The sequence below is a fragment of the Geodermatophilus sp. SYSU D00691 genome, from assembly GCF_054050275.1.
This window is the reverse complement of the sequence record NZ_JBJGYZ010000010.1, coordinates 42,271-65,043: the sequence shown is the minus strand read 5'-3', so window position 1 is coordinate 65,043 and position 22,773 is coordinate 42,271. Positions and strand designations below refer to the sequence as shown.

The window sequence follows — 22,773 nt, the reverse complement described above, 5'->3', positions numbered from 1 at the left end:
TCTAGAGGGTGTGGTCGCGATGGGTGCGGGCGTAGGCGACGAACTCGGCCAGGGCGTCGGGGTCGGCCATGGCGTGGGGGTCGGCGACCGACGCGGGGTCGGCGCCGAGGAGGAGCCGGCGGACCGGGACCTCCATCTTCTTGCCGCTGCGGGTCACGGGGACAGCGCGGACAGCGACGATCCGGTCCGGCACGTGCCGGGGGCTGTACTCCTCGCGCAGGCTGCGCCGCAGCCGCTCCTCCAGCTCGGCGGTCAGCTCGTGCCCCGGCGCGAGCACCACGAACAGCGGCATGCAGAAACCGCCGCCGGGGAGGTCGAGGTTCACGACCAGCGAGGTGACGACGGCGGGGTCGTCCTCGACCACGCGGTAGATCTCCGCGGTGCCGATCCGCACCCCGTGCCGGTTGAGGACGGCGTCGGAGCGGCCGCGGACGTAGCAGCCGCCGCGCTCGTCCACCTCGAAGAAGTCGCCGTGCCGCCACACGCCCGGGAAGGTCTCGAAGTAGCTGGCCCGGTAGCGGGCGCCGTCGTCGTCGCCCCAGAGGAACAGGGGCATCGACGGCATCGGCTGGGTGACGACCAGCTCCCCCACCCGGCCCACGACCGGCTGCCCGTCGTCGTCCCAGGCCTCGGCCGCCACGCCGAGCGAGGGGCCCTGGATCACGCCGGCCCGCACCGGGAGCGTCGGGACGCCGCCGACCAGGCCGGTGCAGATGTCGGTGCCGCCACTGCCGGTGGCGACCCAGAGGTCGTCCCCGACGTTCTCGTAGAACCAGGCGGTGATGGCCGGGGAGACCGGGGAACCGGCCGGCATCACGACCTCCAGCGCCGAGAGGTCGAAGCGCTCCTTCGGGACGACGCCCGCCTTCTGCATGAGCTCGACGAAGCTCGGGCTGGCGCCGAAGAGGCGGGCGCGGCTGTCCTGCGCGGCCCGCCAGAGTGCGTCGGCGTCCGGGTGCGCGGGGTTGCCGTCGTAGAGGACCGGCGCCACCCCGGACAGCAGCAGGCTGACGCAGAAGTTCCACATCATCCAGCCGGTGGTCGTGTAGAAGAACGCGCGGTCGCCGCGGCGCAGGTCCATGTGGAAGGCCTGCGCCTTGAGCTGCTCCAGCAGGATCCCGCCGTGCCCGTGCACGATCGCCTTGGGCGGCCCGGTGGTCCCCGAGGAGAACAGCACCCACAGCGGGTGGTCGAAGGGGACCTGCTCGCAGGCGAAGTCGGAGTCGTCGGGGCCGGCGAGAACCTCCGTCCACGGGGTGCCGGGCGCCTCGAGGCCGAGCACGGGGAGGTGGACGACCTCGCGCAGGGTTGGCAGCCCGGCGACGATCTCGGCCACCTCGGCGCGCCGGTCGAAGTCGCGGCCCCCGTAGCGGTAGCCGTCGGCGGCGAACAGGACGGTGGGCGCCAGCTGGCCCAGCCGGTCGAGCGTCCCGCGGGCGCCGAAGTCGGGTGAGCAGGCGGCCCAGACCGCGCCGATGCTCGCACCGGCCACCATCGCCACGACCGCCTCGGGGACGTTCGGCAGGTAGGCGACGACCCGGTCCCCCGGCTGGACCCCGCGCTCGCGCAGGTGGGTGGCGACCCGCCGCACCTGCCGGGTGAACTCCTCCCACGGCAGCTCCCGCACCGGCGCGGTCTCGCTGACCGCCAGCAGCGCCGGCTCGCCGGGCCGCTCCTGGCGCAGCAGGTGCTCGGCGAAGTTCAGCCGCGCCCCGGGGAACCACCGGGCGCCCGGCATCGTCCGCTCGGCGAGGACGGCGGTCGGCGGTCGCGACGCCTGCACGCCGAAGAAGTCCCAGACCGCCGACCAGAACTCCTCCAGCTCGGTGGTCGACCAGCGCCACAGGGCGGCGTAGTCGGGGAAGTCCCGCCCGGTGCGCTCGGCGGCGAAGCGGGTGAACGCGGTGAGCCGCGTGCTCTCGACCCGCTCGGGCGAGGGTGTCCAGAGCAGGTCGCCCTCGCGGACCGCCGAACCCGGGCGGTGGAACCCCGTCGTCCCCATGGCGGGACACCCTCGCGCGCCCGGGATGTGATCGGCAACACTCTTGTGGGAACTTTTCGCGCTGCGAAAACGAGGAGGTGGGTGGCACGCGGGATTACCGGGTCAGGTCGATCGACTCCCTGTCGCGCGGCCTCCAGGTGCTGCAGGTCCTGCAGGAGGTGCGGGCCGCGAGCCTCCACGACCTGCACGTGACGACCGGCATCTCCAAGCCCACGCTGATCCGGATCCTCAAGACCGCCCACGACCACGGGCTGGTCTGGCAGCGGATGGTCGACGGCGCCTTCCTGCCCAGCCACACGCTGCAGCGTCGGGCGGAGACCGACGACGAGGCCTGGCTGGTCGAGATCGGCTCGCCGGTGCTGGAGGAGCTGTCCTCGCGGGTGCGCTGGCCGTCGGTGCTGTCGGTGCCGCGGCTGGACCACATGGAGACGCTGGAGACCAACAGCTCCCGCACCTACTTCGACGCGCTGCCGCCGCGGCCCCACGGCTACCGGGTGAACATGCTCGGTTCGGCGTCCGGCCGCGCCTACCTGTCGTTCTGCCCCGACCCGGAGTTCGAGGCGGTGCTGGCGCGGCTGCGGCACCGCGAGGGCCGCGCGTACCGCCTGGCCCACGACGACGCCGCCGTGCGCCGGCTCGTCGCCACCACCCGCCGGCGCGGGTACGCCGTCCGGGCTCCCGACTTCGGCGGCGACCACGACCGCCCGCGCTCGGAGGCCGACGACGGGCGGGAGTCGATCGCGATGCCGATCCGGCTGGGCGGCCGGGTGGTCGGCTGCATCAACCTGACCTGGCGGCGCCGGATCGTGTCCCTCACCGGCATGGTGCAGCTGCACCTCGAGGACCTGCGCGCCGCCGTCCGGGCCGTCGAGGAACGCGCCCGCGCCGCCGGCCTCGGTGGTTGAGCCGCGCCGGCGCGGTAACCACTGAGCCGTGACATCGACCGTCGTCTTCGACCTCGACAAGGTGCTGCTCGGCGGCGACGCGTCCACGCTGTTCCTGCACGGCCGCCTGCGCCGGCGGCCGGCCCGCGCGCTGCCGCTCCTGCTGGCGTCCCCGGCGCTCCTGCCGGGCGCGGCGGTGCCGCAGCTGCGGCCCCTCGCCGCGCGGCTGATGACCCGGATCGCGGTCGGCGGGGCCGACGGCGACGACGTCGCGGTGGTCGCCGACGCCTACGCGGAGGCGCTGACCCGCAAGCCCGAGGCGGCGGTGGCCGACGCCATCGCCTGCGTGCGGGCGCACCGGGCCGCGGGCGACGTCGTGGTGGTGGCGACCGGCTGCGAGGAGGTGCTGGCGCGCGGCTTCCTGCGGGCGATCGGCCTGGGCGACCTCGACGTCGTCGGGTCGACCGGCTCGTTCCGGCCCCCGCGGGTGCGCCGCGCGATGGGCGGGTCGAAGGTGGGGATGCTCGCCGAGCGGGGCCACCCGCCGCCGTGGCGCGCGGTCTACAGCGACAGCACGTCGGACCTGCCGCTGTTCGCCGGCACGTCCCGGCCGGTGCTGGTGAACGCCGGCGAGGACGCCGCCCGGGAGGTCGGGCGGGTCCTCGGCCGGCGCCCCGAGACGGTCACCTGGCGCTGACTCAGGAGCCGGCCAGCACCTCGTCGAGCTTCTCGTAGCCCTCGACGATGCCGGTCTCCATGCCGCTGGCGACCATGGCGTCGCGGTCCTCGAACGAGTCGACCAGGGACGTGGCCACCAGGCGGGTGCGGCCGCCGGGCAGGGCCTCGAGCCGCAGCTTCTCCAGCGCCACCCCGTCGGGCATGCCCTCGAAGGTGAACGTCTGCACGATCAGCTCGTTCGGCCGCAGCTCGTGGAAGGTGCCGCGGAAGCGGTACTCCTCGTCGCCCCGCCGGTGCACGTAGCGGTACTCGCCGCCGGTGCGGGCGTCGAAGGTCTCGACCGTCATCTCCAGGTCGCGCGGGCCGAGCCAGCGGGCCAGCAGCTCGGGGTCGGTGTGCGCCCGGTAGACCTTCTCCGGCGGGGCGTCGAACTCACGGGTGATGCGGACCAGCGGGACGTCCTCGTCGACCTCGATCTGCGTCTCGCGGGTGTGGGCGGTGGTCATGACCGTTCTCCTGTTCCGTGGGTGGGTGGCTGGTCCTCCATGGACCGGAGGACGTCGTCGAGGCGGCGGTAGCGCTGCTCGGCCTCCCGCCGGTAGCGCTCGATCCACTTGGTCATCAGGTCGAACACCTCCGCCTCGAGGTGGACCGGTCGGCGCTGCGCCTCCCGGCTGCGGGTGACCAGGCCGGCCTCCTCGAGCACCTTGAGGTGCTTGGAGACCGCCTGGAGGGTGACGTCGTACGGGGCGGCGAGCTCGTTGACGGTCGCGTCCCCCGTGGCCAGCCGGGCGACCATGTCGCGCCGGAGCGGATCGGCCAGGGCCGAGAAGACCCGGGACAAGGGATCGGCCGCCACGACCGCCTCCTTCGTTCTCAACCATTCGGTTGAGGAAGACGGTAGACCCGTTCGCGCCCGTGGTCAACCGTCCGGTTGAGAAAACTTCGGAGACCCCCGGGGCGGCGAGGCGTTAGCGTGCGCGGGTGAGCGATGCCACCGCCGGGGACGCCACCTCCCGCCCGCCGTCCGCCCTCGACCGCCTGGCCGACCGCTTCGTCGAGGAGTACGCCGCGGCCTCGCCGGTGATCGCGACCTACATCGGGGTCCCGGGGCACGACGACCGCTGGCCCGACCTCACCACCGACGGCCACGAGGAGCTGGCCGGCCTGCTGCGCCGCACCCGCGCGGAGGCCGCGGCCACCGAGCCGGTGGACCGCCGGGAGGAGATCGCCCGCGCGGCGATGCTCGAGCGCGTCGGCGCCGAGCTCGAGCGCTACGAGGCGGGCCTGGCGCAGGCGGACCTCAACAGCTCGGCCAGCCCGCTGCAGTACGTGCGGATGGTCTTCGACCTGATGCCCACCGACACCCCCGAGCAGTGGACCACCATCGGGCGGCGGCTCGCCGCCGTGCCGGCCGCGCTCGACGGTTACGCCGACGGGCTCGTCGCGGCCGCGGCCGGCGGCCACGTCTCCGCGGCGCGGCAGGTGCGCCTGGCTGCCGGGCACGCCCGGTCGTGGGCCGGGACGGCCGCGGAGCCCGGCTTCTTCGCCGAGCTGGTCGGCGGCGCCCCGGACGACGGCGCGCTGCGCGGCGACCTCGAGCGGTCGGCGACCGCCGCCGCGGAGGGGCTGCACGCCTTCGCCGACCGGATCGAGCGCGAGCTGCTCCCCCGCGCCCCCGAGCGGGACGCCGCCGGCCGCGACCGCTACGCCGTGGAGAGCCGCTTCCACACCGGCGTCGACCTCGACCTGGACGAGACCTACGCCTGGGGCTGGGAGGAGCTGGCCCGCATCGTCGCCGAGAAGGAGGCGGTGGCCGAGCGGATCGCCCCCGGCGAGGGGATCGCCGGCGCGATGGCCGCGCTCGACGCCGACCCGGCCCGCCTGGTCCGCGGCCGCGACGCGCTCCAGGCGTGGCTGCAGGAGTCCGCCGACCGGGCCATCGCCGCGCTCGACGGCGTCCACTTCGACATCCCCGAGCCGGTCCGCCGGCTCGAGGGCCGGGTGATCGGCTCGACCGGCCTCGGCGTGTACTACAGCGGCCCGACCGAGGACTTCAGCCGCCCGGGCCGCATGTGGTGGTCGCTGCCCGAGGGCGTCGAGGAGATGACGACGTGGCGGGAGACGACGACGGTCCACCACGAGGGCGTGCCCGGCCACCACCTGCAGGTCGGGCAGACCGTCTACAACGCGGCGCTGCTCAACCGCTGGCAGCGGCTGCTCTGCGACTGCTCCGCGCACGCCGAGGGCTGGGCGCTCTACGCCGAGCGGCTGATGGACGAGCTCGGCTTCCTCGAGGACCCCGGCGACCGCCTCGGCATGCTCGACGCCCAGGAGCTGCGCGCCGCCCGCGTCGTCCTCGACATCGGCGTGCACCTGGACCTGCCGCTCCCGCCCGCCGCCGGCCTCGGCCCGCGCTGGACCTACGAGGTGGCGGCGGCGTTCCTGCGCCGGCACGTCGCCATGGAGGACCGGATGCGCACCGACGAGCTGCACCGCTACCTCGGCTGGCCGGGGCAGGCGCCGGTCTACAAGGTCGGCGAGCGGGTCTTCCTCACCGGCCGCGAGGAGGCGCGGGCGCGGCACGGTGACGCGTTCGACCTCAAGGCGTGGCACCGGGCCGTCCTCGACCTCGGCCCGCTCGGCCTCGGCCCGCTGACCGACGAGCTGGCCCGCCTGTAGGGGAATCGGACGAGGTCCGGCCGGGTTCGGCGCAGCATGCGCGCGATCTCCTACAGCCGGTCCGGCGGTCCCGACGTCCTGGAGCTGGTCGAGCGGCCGCTCCCCGAGCCCGGCCCCGGGGAGGTGCGCGTCCGCGTCGCCTTCTCCGGCGTCAACCCGACCGACTGGAAGTCGCGGGCCAGGACGCAGCCCGGCCCGCAGGGCCAGATCCCGAACCAGGACGGCGCCGGCACCGTCGAGGCGGTCGGCGAGGGCGTCGACCCCGTGCTGGTCGGCGAGCGGGTGTGGATCTGGGAGGCCGCCTGGCAGCGGCCGTGGGGCACCGCCGCCGAGCACACCGTCGTCCCCGCCCGGCAGGTCGTGCTGCTCGGCCCCGACCCGTCGTTCGAGCTGGGCGCCGCCCTCGGCATCCCGTTCCTCACCGCGCACCGCGCCCTCACCGTCGGCGAGCTGCTGCCCGACCGGATCGGCCCGGGCTCGCTGACCGGGCACACCGTGCTGGTGCAGGGCGGCGCCGGCGCGGTCGGCAACGCCGCCGTCCAGCTCGCCCGCTGGGCCGACGCCACCGTGATCGCCACGGTGAGCAGCCCGCGCAAGGCGCAGCTCGCCGCGGCCGCGGGGGCAGACCACGTCGTCGACTACCGCCAGCAGGACGTCGTCGCCGAGGTCCGCAAGATCGCGCCCCGCGGCGTCGACGCGGTCGTCGAGGTCAACGCCGCGCAGAACGCCGCCACCGACGCCCAGCTGGTCGCCCCGCACGCCGCCGTCGCGATCTACGCCGCCACCGGCGACGAGTCGCTCACACTGCCGATCCGCTCGCAGATGACCCCGAACGCCCGCTGGCAGTTCGTGTTCGTCTACACCGAGCCCGAGCGGGCCAAGGCGATCGGCGTCGAGGACGTCAACGCCGCGGTGCTCGACGGCGCCGTCCGCGTGGGCGAGGAGGCCGGGCTGCCGCTGCACGTCTTCCCCCTGGAGAGGACCGACGAGGCCCACAGGGCGGTCGAGGACGGCGCGGTCGGCAAGGTGCTGGTCGACGTCACCGCCTGATGCGCTCCGAGACGACCTCGCGGAGGGCGTCCAGCACGGTGCGGAACGACGCCCGCGCCAGGTTCTCGGGACGGGCCAGGACGTCGACGTACCCGGGCCCGCGCCTCGCCGCCGGCGTGAGCACCAGCCCCGCGTCGACTCGATGGCGGCCGCGCGGACCCCGCCGTCCCGGAACCGCAGGTCAGCCGACCCCGAGCGAGCGCGCGATGAGCATCCGCTGCACCTCGCTGGTGCCCTCCCCGATCTCGAGGATCTTGGCGTCGCGGTAGAAGCGGCCGACCGGGAACTCGTTCATGAATCCGTAGCCGCCGTGCACCTGCGTGGCCCAGCGCGCGTTCTCCATCGCCGCCTCGCTGCTGTGCAGCTTGGCTACGGCGGCCTCCCGCTTGAAGGGCTCGCCGCGCAGCATCTTCTCCGCGGCCCGGTAGTAGGCCAGCCGCGAGGTCTCGGTGCGGACCTCCATGTCGGCGATCATGAACTGGATGGCCTGGTTGCGGCCGATGGGCTGCCCGAACGCCTCGCGCTGCCCGGCGTACTTCACCGACTCGTCGACGCAGCCCTGCGCCAGCCCGGTGGCCAGAGCGGCGATGGCGATCCGGCCCTCGTCGAGGATCGAGAGGAACTGCGCGTAGCCGCGGCCGCGCTCGCCGACGAGGTTCTCCTCCGGCACGCGGCAGTCGCTGAACGACAGCTCGCGGGTGTCGGAGGCGTTCCACCCGACCTTCGAGTAGCGCTGGCCGACGGTGAACCCGGGGGTGCCCGAGGGGATGGCGATCGCCGAGATCTCCTTGCCGCCGTCGGGGCGGGTGCCGGTGACGGCGGTGACGGTGACCAGCTCGGTCAGGTCGGTGCCGGAGTTGGTGATGAACGCCTTGGAGCCGTTGACCACCCACTGCCCGTCCTCCAGCCGGGCCGTCGTCCGCGTCGCCCCCGCGTCGGAGCCGCCGCCCGGCTCGGTGAGCCCGAACGCGCCCAGCGCCTCCCCGGCGCACAGCCGCGGCAGCCACCGCTGCTTCTGCTCCTCGGTGCCGAACCGGTAGATCGGCATCGCGCCGAGCGAGACGCCGGCCTCCAGGGTGATCGCGATCGACGAGTCCACCCGCGCCAGCTCCTCGAGCGCGACGCAGAGGGTGAAGTAGTCGCCGCCCGAGCCGCCGTACTCCTCGGGGAAGGGCAGGCCGAACAGGCCCAGCTCCCCCATCTGCCGCACGATCGCGGTCGGGAACTCGTCGCGCTCGTAGAACTCGCCGATCTGCGGGGCGACGACCTCCAGCGCGAACTCGCGCACGGTCTTCCGCAGGGCCTCGGTCTCCTCGTCGAGCCGGTAGTCCAGCACGGTGTCAGTCCTCTCCCCCGGTGGCCCGCGGGGTCACCACGGCCACCTGCTCGTCCAGCCGGACCGGTGCGCCGGCCGTCACGGGGAGCGCGGTGACCGTCCCGTCGACCGGGGCGGTCAGCACGTGCTCCATCTTCATCGCCTCGACGACGAGCAGCGGGGTCCCCGCGGTCACCTCGTCGCCGACGGACACCTGCACCACGGTGACCGTGCCGGGCATCGGCGCGGTCACCACGCCGCCCCCGGCGGCGCCCTCGGCCGCCGAGCGCAGCCGCTCGTGCTCGCGCAGCGCCGTCACCCGCCCGTCGGCGGCCAGCCAGAGGGTGCCGCCGGCGTGCACGACGGCGAACCGGTGCGCCACGCCGTCGAGGATCACGGTCATCCGGTCGCCGTCCCGGGACGCCGATGCGGCCAGCGGCACGCCGTCGCCCACCCGGACCTGCGCGTCGGCCGCCCGGCCGCGCACCCGCACCGTCACCGGCTCCCCGCCGGCGGCCTGCAGCCGCCGCACGGTCCAGGCCGGCTCGCCCAGCCGCCAGCCGTCGGGCAGGTCCCAGGGGTCGACGACCGCGCCGGCCGGCTCGGCCTCGAGCAGCTCGAACAGCGCCGCGGCCGCGAACACCGCCGCCGACGGCGGCGGGCTCACCGCGAGGGCCTCGCCGCGCCGGTCGATCAGCCCGGTGTCGAGCCGGCCGGCGACGACGTCGGGATCGGTGAGCAGCGCCCGCAGGAACGGGGTGTTGGTGGTGACGCCGAGGACGGCGGTGTGCCCGAGCGCGCCGACCAGCCGCGCGCGGGCGGTGTCGCGGTCGCGGCCCCACGCGATCACCTTGGCCAGCATCGGGTCGTAGTCGGTGCCGACGACGCTGCCGACGGCGAGCGAGCTGTCCACGCGGACGCCCGGGCCCTCGGGCTCGGCCAGCCCGAGCACGGTGCCGGCCTGCGGCAGGAACCCGCGCGCCGGGTCCTCGGCGTAGACCCGCGCCTCGATCGCGTGCCCGTCGAGGACGACGTCGCCCTGGGCGATCGGCAGGCGCTCGCCGGCCGCGACGCGCAGCTGCAGCTCGACCAGGTCGACGCCGGTGACCAGCTCGGTGACCGGGTGCTCGACCTGCAGCCGGGTGTTCATCTCGAGGAAGAAGAAATCCATGTCCTCTTCCCGCCCAGCCCGGTCGGCGTCGACGATGAACTCGACCGTGCCCGCGCCGGTGTAGCCCACCGCCCGGGCCGCCTCGACGGCGGCGGTGCCCATGCGGGCGCGCATGGTCGGGTCGAGCAGCGGCGACGGCGCCTCCTCGATCACCTTCTGGTGCCGCCGCTGCAGGCTGCACTCGCGCTCGCCCAGGTGGACCACCGTGCCGTGGGTGTCGCCGAGGACCTGCACCTCGATGTGCCGGGAGTTGCCGACGTAGCGCTCGACCAGCAGCGTGTCGTCGCCGAAGGAGCTGCGCGCCTCGCGGCGGGCGGCCGCGATGGCGTCGGGCAGCTCGGCCTCGGACCGCACGACCCGCATGCCCTTGCCGCCGCCCCCGGCCGACGGCTTGAGCAGCACGGGGAACCCGGCCTCGACCGCGGCGGCGGCCACCTCGTCGTCGGTCATGCCGGGCTCGGTGCGGCCGGGGACGACCGGGACGCCGGCGGCGCTCACGGTCTGCTTGGCGCGGATCTTGTCGCCCATCGCCTCGATCGCGGCGACCGGCGGGCCGATGAAGACCACGCCCGCCTTCTCGCAGGCGCGGGCGAACTCGACGTTCTCCGACAGGAAGCCGTAGCCGGGGTGCACCGCCTGCGCGCCGCTGCGGGCGACGGCGTCGAGGACGCGGTCGATCGACAGGTAGCTCTGCGCGGCCGGCGCGGGCCCGATGGGGACGGCGACGTCGGCCAGGCGGGTGTGCAGCGCGCCGGCATCGGCCTCGCTGTACACGGCGACCGAGCGGATGCCCATGGTGCGCAGGGTGCGGATCACCCGGACGGCGATCTCGCCCCGATTGGCGACGAGGACGGTGTCGAACATCGGGCTCACATCCGGAAGACGCCGTAGCCGAGCTCGCCCAGCGGCGCGTTGGCGCACGCCGACAGGGCGAGACCGAGCACGGTGCGGGTCTGCGCGGGGTCGATGACGCCGTCGTCCCACAGGCGGGCGGTGGCGTAGTAGGGGTGGCCCTGGTGCTCGTACTGCTCGCGGATGGGCGCCTTGAACGCCTCCTCGTCCGCGGCCGGCCACTCCTCGCCGCGGGCCTCGAGCCCGTCGCGGCGCACGGTCGCCAGCACCGACGCCGCCTGCTCACCGCCCATCACCGAGATGCGGGCGTTGGGCCAGGTGAAGAGGAACCGGGGCGAGTACGCCCGGCCGCACATCGAGTAGTTGCCGGCGCCGAACGAGCCGCCGATGACCACGGTCAGCTTGGGCACCCGGGCGCAGGCGACGGCGGTGACCATCTTGGCGCCGTGCTTGGCGATGCCGCCGGCCTCGTAGTCGCGGCCGACCATGAACCCGGAGATGTTCTGCAGGAACAGCAGCGGGATGCTGCGCCGGTCGCACAGCTCGACGAAGTGCGCGCCCTTGAGCGCCGACTCGCCGAACAGCACGCCGTTGTTGGCGACGATCCCGACCGGGTGGCCGTGCAGCCGCGCGAACCCGGTGACCAGGGTGGCCCCGTACAGCGGCTTGAACTCGGCGAACCGGCTGCCGTCGACCAGCCGGGCGATCACCTCGCGGACGTCGTAGGGCGTGCGCGGGTCGGGCGGGACGACGTCGTAGACCGACTCCGGGTCGTGCAGGGGCTCCTCGACCGGCTCGACGTCCCACGGGCGCGGTGCGCGTGGGCCGAGCGTGCCGACGATCTGCCGGACCAGCTGCAGCGCGTGCGCGTCGTCCTCGGCCAGGTGGTCGGTCACCCCGCTGACCCGGCTGTGCAGGTCGCCGCCGCCGAGCTCCTCGGCGGTGACCACCTCGCCGGTCGCCGCCCTCACCAGCGGCGGCCCGCCGAGGAAGATCGTGCCCTGCTCGCGGACGATGACCGCCTCGTCGCTCATCGCCGGCACGTAGGCCCCGCCGGCGGTGCAGGACCCGAGGACGGCGGCGATCTGCGGGATGCCGGCCTTGGACATCGTGGCCTGGTTGTAGAAGATCCGGCCGAAGTGCTCGCGGTCGGGGAAGACCTCGTCCTGCATCGGCAGGAACGCCCCGCCGGAGTCGACGAGGTAGACGCAGGGCAGCCGGTTGTGCAGCGCCACCTCCTGCGCCCGCAGGTGCTTCTTCACCGTCATCGGGTAGTAGGTGCCGCCCTTGACCGTCGCGTCGTTGGCGACGACGACGCACTCGCGCCCGGAGACCCGGCCGATGCCGGTGATGATCCCGGCCGCGGGCGCCTCGCCGCCGTAGAGCCCGTGCGCGGCCAGCGGGGAGAGCTCGAGGAAGCGGCTGCCGGGGTCGAGCAGCGCGTCGACCCGCTCGCGGGGCAGCAGCTTGCCGCGCTCGACGTGCCGCTGCCGCGCCCGCTCGCCGCCGCCCTGGGCGACGACCTGCAGCTGGCCGACGAGGTCGGCGACCAGCGCGCGGTGGGCCGCGGCGTTGCGCGCGGCCGCCTCGGCGTCGGCGGGGACCGCTCGGGGAAGCACCGGTGCATCCACGTCGCAGAGGTTAACCGTCGTTCACACCGGGGTCCAGTGCAGCGGCTCGGTGTGTTAACGGGGGTTCACGGTGGGCTAGCATGCCGCCATGGCCGAGAGGGTCGTGGACGCCGCCCTGCACGCGGACGCGGACAACCCGTCCCGCCGCGAGCAGATCCTGCGCGCGGCCGCGCGGCTCTTCGCCGAGCGCGGCTCGCGCTCGGTCGGCGTCGACGACATCGGGGCCGCCGTCGGGGTCACCGGACCGGCGATCTACCGGCACTTCGCCGGCAAGGACGCGATGCTCGCCGAGATGCTGCTGCGCATCAGCGAGCGGCTGCTGGCCGGCGGCACCGAGGTGGTGGCCGCCGCGGGCGGCGACCCGGCGGCGCAGCTGCGGGCGCTCATCGACTTCCAGGTCGACTTCGCGCTGGACAACCCCGCGCTCATCACCGTGCAGGACCGCGACCTCGGCTCGCTGCCGCCCGCCGACGCCGCCGCGGTGCGCCGGCTGCAGCGCCGCTACGTCGAGGTGTGGGTGACCGTGCTGGCCCGGCTGCACCCGGCCGCCGACGCCGCGACCTGCCGGGCGCGGGCGCACGCGGTATTCGGCCTGATCAACTCCACGCCGCACAGCGCCGGCCGGCTGGACCGCCCGGCGATGGCCGCGCTGCTGGCCGGCATGGCCCGGGCGGCCGCGACGTCCTAGGGCTCAGGCGGTGGGCGGGTCGGGCAGCTCGAGGACCAGGCCGCTGCTGGCCGCCGCGTCGAGGCCGCCGGCGTCGTCGGCGGCCTCGGGGGCCGCCCACGCCGTCTCGACGATGGTGACCACCGCGCCGCTCACCGCGCTGGCGTACTCGGCGTCGGCGAGCTCGGCCGGGGCGCCGTCGTAGGTGACCCCGTCGCGCAGCAGGTCGCTGACGTTGCCGGTGCCGGTGGTGTCGGCGAGCGCGCGCAGCTCGCGCGCCGCCGCGCTGTCGGGCATCCGCACGTGCGACACGGCGACGACGATCGGCCGTCCCTCGAGCGAGGCCGAGTAGAGCCCGCGGGACAGGCCCACGCAGTCGGTCGTGGCGAACGAGTCGCCGACGTCGCCGTAGCCGTGCCCGAGGCAGGTGTCGGTCACCTGCACGGCCTCGAGGGTGAACGTCACGCCGCCGACCTGCTGCGTGGCGCCCGGCTCCGGGCCGGCCGGGGTGGTCCGGGCCGCGGGGGTGGAGGACCCGGCGGCGGCCGGGCCGCCGCCGGGGTCGTCCCCGCCGCCGCCGAGCAGCAGCACCCCGCCGAGGGCCAGCAGCGCGACCACGAGGACGGCGGCGCCGATCAGCAGCGCGGTGCGCCGGGAGCGGGCGGCCGCGGCGGAGGACGGCGGCACCGGGGGCGGCGGGGCCTGGACCGGGGCGGTGTGGACGGCGGTCCGCGGCGGCACGGCCGCGGGCACCTGCGGCTGAGCCGGCACCTGCTGCACCGCTGTCGGCGGCGGGACGGGCGGCAGGGCGGGGGCCGGCGGCGGGGGCTCGTCCGGCTCGGCGCCGGCGAACAGGCCGCCGATGCCGCCGGTCTCGTCGACCGGGGGCTCCGGCGGGGCGCCGACGGCGATCGTGTCGCGGGCGGGCACGCCGGCGAAGGGGTCGGCGGCCGGCGCCGGCCGCGGCACGACGGGCGGCGGGGCCGGCTGGACCGGCGGGGGTGCCACCGGCGCCACGGCGGCGCGGGCGGCGGCCTGCGCGGCGACCGCGGCGGCCACCGGCGACGGCGGCGCCTCGGCGGCCTCGGCCGGGTGCACCGGCGGCGGCGCGGTCGAGCCCGCGGTCATGGCGGCCGGGGCGAGCAGCTCCGGCCGGCGCAGCACGTAGGGCGAGTACGGGAAGCCCTCGCCGTTGAGCTCCTCGACCGTGGGCCCGCGGCCCTCGAGGCCGAGCGCCTCCAGGGCGGCGCGGACGTCGGCGGTGGTCCACAGCCGCGGGTTGTCGACGCCGGAGTACCGGCTGGCCCGGGCGATGCCGAGCAGCAGCGAGCGGGGCTCCAGCAGCGCGACCTGGTCGCCCTCCCCCAGGTCGCCGTCCTCGGGGACGAGGCCGCCGAGCTCGCCGACCAGCACGGTGAGCCGGGCGATCCGCCCGGGCTCCAGGCCGGCCCGGCGCAGCCGCATGGCCGCCTCCATGCCGGCCCGCATGAGGCCGTCGAGCGGCGTCGACCCGCCGCCGCCGAGGTGCAGGACGTCGCCGGGGCCGGCGCCCGGGCCGATCGTCCAGGCGCCGTCGGGGCGGGCGGTCACCACGCCGCTCTGCTTGGGCACCTCGGCGATCCGCACGACGGCCAGGCCCTCGGGCACCAGCAGGACGGCGTCGGAGAGCCGGCGGCCGAGCGCGCCGTCGCCGAACGGCAGGGACGCCACGACCGCGGCCCGCACGGCGCCGCCGGTGTCCCAGCGGGCCAGTTCGGCGAAGAGCGCACGCTCCCCGGCCGTCTGCAACGGCGTCGGGGTGAGGGGCAGCACGTCGTCCTCCGGCGGGTCGGTTCGGGGGGGCGAGGGGCGCGCGCCGGCGCCGGTCCGCCGCGCCCGGGTCGTCGGGGTGCACCCCTCGCCGGGCGAGCTGTGGCCCCCTCGACGTTACGTCATGCGACGGGGCGGTCCCTTCGCTACACGCCGGTCGCGCCGCCGGTACCGACGGCGACCGGGGTGTCCCGCGCCTCGCGGTACGGCTCCACGGGCTGCTTCCACCGGGCGTACCAGGTGCTGCCGGCGACCAGGTCCACGGCGGTCCACAGCACGCCGAAGCCGACCGCGACCCAGGTCAGCGACCACCAGTTCCACGGCGGCAGGAGGTCCAGCGCCGACTGGCCGGCGCCCGCCCCGTAGACCGCCGCGGTGACCAGCGGCCCGGCCACCCAGCCCGGCAGGCCGTAGGTGACGGCGAGGTCGATCGCGACCGCACCGACGAGCAGCACGAAGGGGACGACCGACGGCGGGAAGTCGCCGCCGACGAGGGCCAGCCAGGCGATGCACCGGTAGGCCAGGTAGCCGCCGGCGACGATCGTCGCCGTCCACCGGAGGCCGACCACCTTGCGGGCGATCAGCAGGGACAGCAGCCCGGCCAGGACCAACCAGGTGGGGTGCACCCAGCCGGGCACGGGCAGCATGAACTCGGCGGGGCTGTCGCCCTGCGAGGCGGCGAAGTCCAGCAGCTGCGGCTCGGCGGTGGTCCGGCCGGCGGCGTAGTCGCGCAGCGAGAGGACGCCGTACTCCTGGTGCTGGTTGGGGAACAGCACGTTCTCCACGAAGAACAGCCAGAGCCCCAGCGAGATCAGGTCCTTGGTGCGCCCCGGCTCGGCGTAGAGCCACCAGCCGCGGATCGCGCCTGCCAGCATCACGGCGGTGCCGAGGTAGAGGACGGCGTGCGTGGGGCTCCAGCTGGTGATGTCCAGGCCGTAGAGCCGGTGGTTGACGATGTCGAGCGGGATCGCGAAGAGGAACAGCGCGATGCCCCACTGCATGAGCCGCAGCGCCCGCCGGTCGACGGCGTAGCCGCTGTAGCTGTGGGCGACGACGAGCCCGATGACGACCGCGGTCCCCACCGAGTTGAGCAGGTGCGGCGGGGCGAGGTCGTCGCGCAGCCACTTGAAGTGCCAGGAGACGTCCCACGACGAGCCGAGCATCTTGAGCAGGAAGGCGAACAGCCACCCGGTGTACATCCACCGCAGCTCGGTCTGGCTCACCGGCCGGCCGGGGCGCCCGGGGGTCATGTAGGCCAGCCACAGCCACTTGAACGAGGCGAACGGGTGGGCCAGCGCCCTGCCCAGGGACCCCGGGGCCGGCGGCACCGCACGCGCGGTCGCGGCAGGGGTGGATGGTGCGGACACGCGGAACTCCCCGTGAGCTCGTGGACTCGGTGGACCGACCCTAGCGTCGCGGCGCCCGGATTCCGACACTCTCCAGTGGCGCAGTGGCAGGTGGTGCGCTAGAGGCGGGCGAGCGGTTCCGGCGGTGCGTAGTCTCGCTCCACGTGGCTGACAGCGCGGGACACCTGGTCTGGATCGACTGCGAGATGACCGGGCTGGACCTCGGCAAGGACAAGCTGATCGAGGTCGCCGTCCTGGTCACCGACTCCGAGCTCCACCCCCTCGACCCCGGTCTCGACCTGGTCATCAGCGCCCCCGACGACGTCCTCGACGGGATGACCGAGGTCGTCGCCGCGATGCACGCGAAGTCGGGGCTCACCGACGCCGTCCGCGCCTCGACCCTCCCCCTCGCCGAGGCCGAGCAGCAGCTGCTCGCCTACATCAAGCGGTTCGTGCCCGAGCGGCGCAGCGCGCCGCTGTGCGGCAACTCGATCGGCACCGACCGCGGCTTCCTCGCCCGCGACATGCCCGAGCTCGACGACCACCTGCACTACCGGATGGTCGACGTCTCCTCGTTCAAGGAGCTCGCCCGCCGCTGGTTCCCGCGGGTGTACTTCGCCCAGCCGCCCAAGGGCCTGGCCCACCGGGCGCTGGCCGACATCATCGAGTCGGTCCGCGAGCTGGCCTACTACCGCCGGACGCTGTTCGTGCCGCTGCCGGGGCCCACCACCGACCAGGCGCAGGGCGCGGCGGCGGAGGTGGTCGGTTCCTACGCCGGCCTGCTGGCCGCCGGCGAGGCCCGGGAGGCCGCGTCGGAGGGCTGAGTGCCTCCGGTATCCTTGCCCCTGGATCCCCGTCAGGCCCCGGCCGCGCGAGGACGTGGTGGGTGTAGCTCAGTTGGTAGAGCACCAGGTTGTGGTCCTGGGTGTCGCGGGTTCAAGTCCCGTCACTCACCCCATGCGGCAGAGGCCCTGGTCAGGCGACTGACCAGGGCCTCTGCCGTTCTGCGGGGGTCAGGTGGCGGGGGCGACGCCGCGCCCGCCGGCGGCGTGGGCGCGCCGCCCGACGACGAGGACGCCGACGGCCAGGACCGAGACCACCGGCGCCCACCGCAGCGCGGCGGGCAGGCCGAGCCGGTCGGCGAGGGCGCCGGTGACCACCGGGCCGGCGGCCAGACCGAGCAGGTTGTTCGCCATCGCGAGCACGCCGAGGGCGCTGGCGCGCACCGACGCGGGGGTCATCTCCGTCACCAGGGCACCGGCCGGTCCGACGGTGCCGGCGGTGAAGAACGCCCCCGCGCCGATCAGGACCAGCTGCGCCGGCCCGGCAGGCAGGGAGAAGCCGGCGCCGAGGAGGACCAGCGACGTCGTGGCGTAGCAGATGGTGCTCGTCCAGCGGCGCGCCGACCGGGTGCGGCCGAGCCGGTCGGTGAGCAGTCCGCAGGCGATCATGCCGACGCCCATGAGCAGCAGCAGAGCGGCGGCGAGCCCGGCGGCGGTGCCGGCCGGCAGCGCGTAGGCCCGCTGGAGGTAGCTCGGCAGCCACGCGACCAGGGATCCGGCGAGGAACAGCTGCAGCCCGCTGCCCAGGTAGACCCACAGCACCGCCGGAGGGTTCAGCACCGCGGTCAGCGGCGCCCGCACGCGCCCGCCCGACGGGCCGTCGGCCGGGTCGGGCCGGGCGTGGCGGGCGAGCCGGTCGTCGGTGACCAGCACCGTGAAGGCGATGAGCAGCGCGAAGCCGATCGCGGCCATCGCCGCGACGGCCGGGCGCCAGCCGAAGCGTGCGGCCAGCACCCCGCCGAGGAAGATCCCGAGGACGGCGCCGAACGAGCCACCGGCGGTGAACGCCCCCGCCAGGCCGGCGCGCCGGTGGGAGGGGAAGACCGCCAGCACCATGGCCAGGCCGACGCTGCCGTAGGCGGCCTCGCCGACGCCGACGAGCACGCGGGCGCCGAGCAGCTGCCCGTACCCGGCGGCCAGTGCGGACCCCAGCGTGGCCAGGCTCCACAGGCCGGCCATGAGCAGGACGGCGCGGCGGTGGCCGTGGCGGTCGGCCAGCACCGACAGCGGGACGGTCAGCAGCGCGACGGTGAGCGCGACCACGCTGCTGAGCGCGCCCAGCTCGGTGTCGCTCAGCGCCCACTCGGCCTTGAGGAGCGGGAAGACCGCCACGAGGACCTGCCGGCACATGAAGTCCGACAGCAGCAGGGCGAACGCCAGCGCGAAGACGACCCACGGGAACGCCGACCGGCCCGCCCCCGTTGCCGGCGGGTCGGCGGCGTCAGCCACGATCCCCGACCTCGTCCCGCAGCGACGGGCGGGGCAGCTGTCCCGACTGCGTGCGCTGGCGCCACTCGGTGGCGGTGGTGCCGAACTGCCCGCGGAACCAGACGGAGAAGGCGCTGGGGGTCGCGAAGCCGAGCAGGTGCGCGATCCGGGCCAGCGAGTAGGTGTCGTTGGACAGGTACCGCTCGGCCCACCGGGCCCGGGTGGCCTGCACGATCGTCGAGAAGGTCTCGCCGTCCTCGGCCAGGTGCCGGCGCAGCGTGCGCGGTGGGACGTTGAGCGAGCGGCTGACGTGCACCAGCGAGCAGCGGCCGGTGGGCAGCAGGACCTCCACGATCGAGCGGACCCGCTCGGACGGGCTGGCCGGCCGGGGGGCGGGCACGGTCTCGAGCAGCCGGCGGGCGTAGGCCCGCATGTTCGGGTCGGCGGTCACCGTGGGCAGGTCCAGGTCGCGCGCCGGGAAGACCACGCCGTTGAACGGCTGGTCGAACCGCAGGCCCGGGCCGAACACCTGGTGGTAGCGGCCGGGATCGGCCGGCGGGCCGTGGGCGAACACCACCGACAGCGGCTGCCAGTCGGCCCGCGCAAGGCCGCGGATGACGTTGACCACGACGGCGGTGGTGCCGTCGAGGAACTGCCGGACGGGGACCGGCGCGCCGAAGTCCAGCCAGACCTGCACCGTGGCCAGCCCGTCGGCCTCGACGAGCCGCAGGTCCACGACGCCGGTGTAGGCGCGCTCGTAGCGGATCAGCAGGTCCAGCGCGCTGCGCAGGTCGGGCTCCTCCCGCACCACCACGCTGAGCGGTCCGAGCGCCGAGAGCCGCCGGTAGCCCACCATCCGGAGGGCGAAGTCCTCGCGGCCGGACTCCGCCGCCGAGCGCTCCAGCAGCCGGGCCACCGGTACTGCGGGGATCCACCGGTCCTGGTCGGCCAGCGCGTCGACGTCCAGTCCCTCCTCGGCCATCAGCCGGGCCGGGTCGAGGCCCACGGAGCGGGCCACTTCCGGGTAGCCGGTCAGCGCGGCGTAGCGGACGAGGCGGTCCACCCCGGCTCCTTCCGCTGGTGGCCCGGATGCGCAAGCGGCGCGGCCGCATCGGGAAAGCGCTCCGACCTGCGACTTCCTACCGTGGCGGCACCCGGGACCGCGCCGCCCGAACCGGCCGCCGGTTCCCGGGGTGCTGCAGAGGATCCCTCGCACCGGACCGGGAGCGGCCGGCACCGGCGCGGGCCCGAGGAACGGAGCGCACCGATGCACGACCCGCCCGCGGACGGCCACCACGACCGGAGGCCGGTCCTCTCCGCCCGGGATCTCGACGCGCTGCGCCTGATGGCCGCGGGCCGGTCGACCGCGCAGATCGCCGCGGCCCTGTCGGTCTCCCCGAACACCGCGCGCACCCGCATCCACCGCCTTCGCGCCAAGCTGGGCGCCACCGACCGGCAGCACGTGGTCCCCCGCGCACGAGACCTCGGACTGCTCTGACCGTCCCACCCCCGAGGGCCCGGCCACCGGCCTAGGGTCTCCTGCCCCGCGTCCACCGCCCTGTGTCGCATCGACTCGGTTGTGGCCGAGATTACAGCGCACCGCCTGACCGGCACCCCCCTTCGAGCAGCGCCCGTCGCAACGGCCGTCCGGTGCGGCGGGCAGTGGAGCCGACCGATGTCCCGACCGCCTGACCCGACCGGCGGGGCGCGCCGCCCCCGGCCCGAGCACCACGTCGCCGACCGAACGGGGAGCGTGCTGCTGCGGAGCAAGCTCTCCCCACCGCGGCTGGGCTTCCCACCGCTGCTCCGACCGCGGCTCCTGCAGGCGCTGACCGACGGGGTGGCGACCACGCCGGTGACCCTGGTGGCCGGACCCGCCGGTTCGGGCAAGTCCGTCCTCGCGGCCTCGTGGCTGCGGGAGCAGCTGGGCGGCCGCGTGGCCTGGCTGTCGCTGGACGCCGGCGACGACGACCCCGCCGCCTTCCGGGCGCACCTCGTGGCGGCGCTGCGGCAGACCGGGGTGGGCCTGGCCGGGGCGGGCCCGGCCGGACCCGCCCCCGGGGCCTGGCCGTCGCAGGTGGCCGCGGCGCTGACCGCGCGAGCGCAGCCGGTGGTGCTCGTCCTGGACGCCGCCGACAGCCTCACCGACCGCGAGCTGATCCGCGACCTCGACCTGCTCGTGCGGCACGCCGGCGCGCGGCTGCGGCTGGTGCTGTGCGCCCGCGCCGACCCGCTGCTGCCGCTGCACCGCTACCGGCTCGACGACCGGCTCACCGAGATCCGCACCGACGCGCTCGCCTTCACCGCGGAGGAGACCGGGAGGTTGCTCGCCTCGCTGGGCGCTCCCGTGCCGGCCGAGGTCGCCGCGGCGCTCCAGCGACGCACAGAGGGGTGGGCGGCCGCCCTGCGGCTGGCCGCTTCCGCTCTCGCCCGGGGCGCGGAGCCCGACCGGCTGCTGGCGTCGCTCGCCGCCGACGAGGGCAGCGTCGCCCAGTACCTGGTCACCGAGGTGCTCGAGCGGCAGCCGGCCGGCGTCCGCAGGTTCCTGCTGCGGATCAGCGTCACCGAGCAGCTGTGGCCCGGCCTGGTGGACCGGCTGGCCGGTCGGTCCGGCAGCGGTCGGGTGCTGACCCCGCTGGCAGCGGCGAACGCCTTCGTCGAGCGGGCACCGGGCGCTCCCGGTGGCTTCCGCATCCACAGCCTCTTCCGAGAACTGCTGCAGGCGCAGCTGGCCCACGAGGACCCCGGTGCGTACGCCGCCGGACACCGGGTGTGCGCGGCTTGGTACGCCGCGGCCGGCGACCTGCCGGCCGCGGTGGACCACGCCCGCGCCGCCGGCGACGAGGCGCTCGCGGCCCGTCTGCTCGTGGACGACCTGGCCGTCGCCCGCCTGCTCACCGAGGGCGCGGGCGCCGCACCGGGACCAGCAGCCGCCGCCGGGCCCGATGCGGCGGTGCTGCGCGCGGCCGCGGCGCTCGGCGGGCAGCGGCCGGCCGAGGCCTCAGACGTGGGCACGGCCGCCGCTGCCGCCGACGATCCCCGCACCCGCCCCGCGCTGCGGGCCTGCGCGGCGGTCGTCTGCGCCGTCGCGGCGGCCGCCGCCCCCGACCCTTCCCCGGTGCGCGCCGCCGCGCAGGCCGCGGAGACCCTGGTCGGGGACCTGCCCGCCGCACGGGCCCCGGAGCGGTCGCAGCTCGCGGCCGTGCTGGCCACCGGCCGCGCCACCGCCCTGCTGCACACCGACGCGCCCGAACGGGCGCTGCGCGACGCGGTCGGCCGCGCCCTGACCGCCGGCCTGGCCGCGGACGCCCCGGTGCCGAGCGCCCGCTGCCTGGCCGAGCTGGCCCTGCTGGAGGCGCTGGCCGGTCGGCTGCGCCGGGCGGCGCAGCTGGCGGCCGAGCACGAGGCGCTCGCCGACGGACGCCGGGTGCCGGAGGCCGACCGGGCCGCCGCCGCTGCCGTGGCCGCCGCGTGGGTCCACCTCGACCGGCACGAGCTGGCACCGGCCCACCGCTGGCTCGCCCGGGCCGCCCAGCGCGGCGGCGACGCCGTCGTCACCGGCCCGCTGCGTGCCGTGCTGGAGAGCCGGCTGCGGCGCACCCGCGGCGAGCTCGACGCCGCCGCGCGCGTCCTCGGACCGTCGCTCGACCTGCCGGGGGTCCCGGGCTGGGTGCGCGAGCACGTCCTCGCCGAAGCCGTTCGGCTCCACCTCGCGCGCCGCGACGGCCCGACGGCGCTGGCCCTGCTCGCCCGGCTGCCTGCGGAGGTCCCGCGCGCGGCGGTCCTGCGGTCCGCCGCCGCCGCGTGCGGCCTCCTCTCCGACGACGGCGGCGCCGCCGACGCTCGGCCCGACACCGGCGGCCCCCTGCCGCTCGGGCTGGCCGTCGAGGACGCCGTGGCCCGGGCCTGCTGGTCCGCCGCCGTCGGCCGGACCCCCACCGCCGTCGCCACGCTCGAGCAGGCCCTGCGGACGGCCGCCCCGGAACGCCTGCGGCGGCCGTTCCTCGACGCGCCGGGGCAGCTGCGGCCGCTGATGCGCGCCCATCCCGCGCTGGCCGCCGCAGGGGCCTGGCTGAACCCCACCGCAGCGGCGATCCCCGCGCCGCGCCGTCCCCCCGATCACGCCGTCGGGTCGGCCGCGCCGGCGCGGCCACCGGCGGCTGTCGCCGAGCTCAGCTCGCGCGAGCTCCAGGTGCTGGAGCACCTGGCAGAGATGCTGTCCACCGCCGAGATCGCCGCCGCGCTGTTCGTCTCGATCAACACCGTGCGCACGCACGTCCGGGCCATCCTGCGCAAGCTGGGCGTCACCCGCCGCAACGAGGCCGTCCGCCGGGCCCGCGAGCTGCACCTGCTCGGGCCCGCCCACGCGGCCACCGCGGGGACCGACGTCCCGGCCCGCACAGCGGGGTGACGGTC

At 75.9% G+C, this 22,773-nt stretch carries 19 protein-coding genes and 1 tRNA gene; 9 read left to right on the top strand and 11 right to left on the bottom strand.

Going from position 1 to position 22,773, the window contains the following annotated elements; all coding sequences use genetic code 11:
- Nucleotide 1: 1 nt before the first annotated feature.
- On the bottom strand, nt 2–2,002 hold the full coding sequence (locus ACI797_RS09670) for an acetoacetate--CoA ligase (protein ID WP_456858399.1): 2,001 nt from the start codon (nt 2,000–2,002) through the stop codon (nt 2–4).
- 77 nt (nt 2,003–2,079) lie between these two features.
- On the opposite strand from ACI797_RS09670, the gene ACI797_RS09665 reads away from it, so the two are divergent.
- Together ACI797_RS09665 and ACI797_RS09660 are read left to right on the top strand one after the other, a co-directional pair.
- The gene (locus ACI797_RS09665) at nt 2,080–2,907 is read left to right on the top strand and encodes a helix-turn-helix domain-containing protein (protein ID WP_456858398.1); all 828 of its coding nucleotides are present in this window, start codon (nt 2,080–2,082) and stop codon (nt 2,905–2,907) included.
- Nucleotides 2,908–2,935: 28 nt separating this feature from the next.
- Nucleotides 2,936–3,583: an HAD family hydrolase gene (locus tag ACI797_RS09660; RefSeq protein WP_456858397.1), complete on the top strand. Its 648-nt coding sequence runs from the start codon at nt 2,936–2,938 to the stop codon at nt 3,581–3,583.
- Nucleotide 3,584: 1 nt separating this feature from the next.
- Here ACI797_RS09660 and ACI797_RS09655 read toward each other — a convergent pair whose 3' ends face one another.
- Both ACI797_RS09655 and ACI797_RS09650 read right to left on the bottom strand, forming a co-directional pair.
- Nucleotides 3,585–4,070: an SRPBCC family protein gene (locus ACI797_RS09655; protein WP_456858396.1), complete on the bottom strand. Its 486-nt coding sequence runs from the start codon at nt 4,068–4,070 to the stop codon at nt 3,585–3,587.
- Entirely contained in the window at nt 4,067–4,423 is a 357-nt protein-coding gene (locus tag ACI797_RS09650; RefSeq protein ID WP_456858395.1) for an ArsR/SmtB family transcription factor, read from the bottom strand. Before ACI797_RS09650 ends, ACI797_RS09655 begins: the two co-directional genes overlap by 4 nt.
- Nucleotides 4,424–4,548: 125 nt before the next feature.
- On the opposite strand from ACI797_RS09650, the gene ACI797_RS09645 reads away from it, so the two are divergent.
- Together ACI797_RS09645 and ACI797_RS09640 are read left to right on the top strand one after the other, a co-directional pair.
- Nucleotides 4,549–6,246, top strand: a complete 1,698-nt coding sequence (locus tag ACI797_RS09645) for a DUF885 domain-containing protein (protein WP_456858394.1) — start codon at nt 4,549–4,551, stop codon at nt 6,244–6,246.
- 36 nt (nt 6,247–6,282) lie between these two features.
- Nucleotides 6,283–7,296, top strand: coding sequence for an NADPH:quinone reductase (locus tag ACI797_RS09640; protein ID WP_456858393.1), 1,014 nt, complete (start codon nt 6,283–6,285; stop codon nt 7,294–7,296).
- Here the strand turns inward: ACI797_RS09640 and ACI797_RS09635 are convergent.
- The 4 genes from ACI797_RS09635 to ACI797_RS09620 are packed head-to-tail and all read right to left on the bottom strand — an operon-like array spanning nt 7,286 to nt 12,265.
- Complete coding sequence (locus tag ACI797_RS09635; protein ID WP_456858392.1) at nt 7,286–7,420, bottom strand: hypothetical protein; 135 nt, start codon at nt 7,418–7,420, stop codon at nt 7,286–7,288. The two genes, ACI797_RS09640 and ACI797_RS09635, sit on opposite strands and share 11 nt — an antisense overlap.
- A 57-nt stretch (nt 7,421–7,477) precedes the next feature.
- Nucleotides 7,478–8,632 (bottom strand): acyl-CoA dehydrogenase family protein, encoded by a 1,155-nt coding sequence (locus ACI797_RS09630; protein ID WP_456858391.1) that lies wholly within the window; start codon nt 8,630–8,632, stop codon nt 7,478–7,480.
- Between the two features lie 4 nt (nt 8,633–8,636).
- Nucleotides 8,637–10,646, bottom strand: coding sequence for an ATP-binding protein (locus ACI797_RS09625; protein ID WP_456858390.1), 2,010 nt, complete (start codon nt 10,644–10,646; stop codon nt 8,637–8,639).
- A 5-nt stretch (nt 10,647–10,651) separates the two neighbouring features.
- Nucleotides 10,652–12,265: a carboxyl transferase domain-containing protein gene (locus tag ACI797_RS09620; protein WP_456858389.1), complete on the bottom strand. Its 1,614-nt coding sequence runs from the start codon at nt 12,263–12,265 to the stop codon at nt 10,652–10,654.
- A gap of 88 nt (nt 12,266–12,353) precedes the next feature.
- On the opposite strand from ACI797_RS09620, the gene ACI797_RS09615 reads away from it, so the two are divergent.
- On the top strand, nt 12,354–12,953 hold the full coding sequence (locus tag ACI797_RS09615; RefSeq protein WP_456858388.1) for an SACE_7040 family transcriptional regulator: 600 nt from the start codon (nt 12,354–12,356) through the stop codon (nt 12,951–12,953).
- A gap of 3 nt (nt 12,954–12,956) precedes the next feature.
- On the opposite strand, the gene ACI797_RS09610 is transcribed toward ACI797_RS09615, so the two are convergent.
- Complete coding sequence (locus tag ACI797_RS09610) at nt 12,957–14,744, bottom strand: hypothetical protein (RefSeq protein WP_456858387.1); 1,788 nt, start codon at nt 14,742–14,744, stop codon at nt 12,957–12,959.
- 143 nt (nt 14,745–14,887) lie between these two features.
- On the bottom strand, nt 14,888–16,108 hold the full coding sequence (locus ACI797_RS09605) for a hypothetical protein (RefSeq protein ID WP_456858386.1): 1,221 nt from the start codon (nt 16,106–16,108) through the stop codon (nt 14,888–14,890).
- Nucleotides 16,109–16,251: 143 nt separating this feature from the next.
- Between ACI797_RS09605 and orn the strand changes: the two genes are divergently transcribed.
- Nucleotides 16,252–16,911, top strand: a complete 660-nt coding sequence (gene orn, locus ACI797_RS09600) for an oligoribonuclease (protein WP_456858385.1) — start codon at nt 16,252–16,254, stop codon at nt 16,909–16,911.
- A gap of 58 nt (nt 16,912–16,969) precedes the next feature.
- Nucleotides 16,970–17,045 (top strand) — tRNA-His (locus ACI797_RS09595).
- Between the two features lie 55 nt (nt 17,046–17,100).
- Here ACI797_RS09595 and ACI797_RS09590 read toward each other — a convergent pair.
- A complete protein-coding gene (locus ACI797_RS09590; protein WP_456858384.1) occupies nt 17,101–18,378 on the bottom strand; it encodes an MFS transporter in 1,278 nt (425 codons plus the stop codon).
- Nucleotides 18,371–19,420, bottom strand: a complete 1,050-nt coding sequence (locus ACI797_RS09585) for an AraC family transcriptional regulator (RefSeq protein WP_456858383.1) — start codon at nt 19,418–19,420, stop codon at nt 18,371–18,373. Before ACI797_RS09585 ends, ACI797_RS09590 begins: the two co-directional genes overlap by 8 nt.
- A gap of 204 nt (nt 19,421–19,624) precedes the next feature.
- Between ACI797_RS09585 and ACI797_RS09580 the strand changes: the two genes are divergently transcribed.
- Nucleotides 19,625–19,855, top strand: coding sequence for a response regulator transcription factor (locus ACI797_RS09580; protein WP_456858382.1), 231 nt, complete (start codon nt 19,625–19,627; stop codon nt 19,853–19,855).
- A 177-nt stretch (nt 19,856–20,032) separates the two neighbouring features.
- The gene (locus tag ACI797_RS09575; RefSeq protein ID WP_456858381.1) at nt 20,033–22,768 is read left to right on the top strand and encodes a LuxR C-terminal-related transcriptional regulator; all 2,736 of its coding nucleotides are present in this window, start codon (nt 20,033–20,035) and stop codon (nt 22,766–22,768) included.
- Nucleotides 22,769–22,773: the final 5 nt, after the last annotated feature.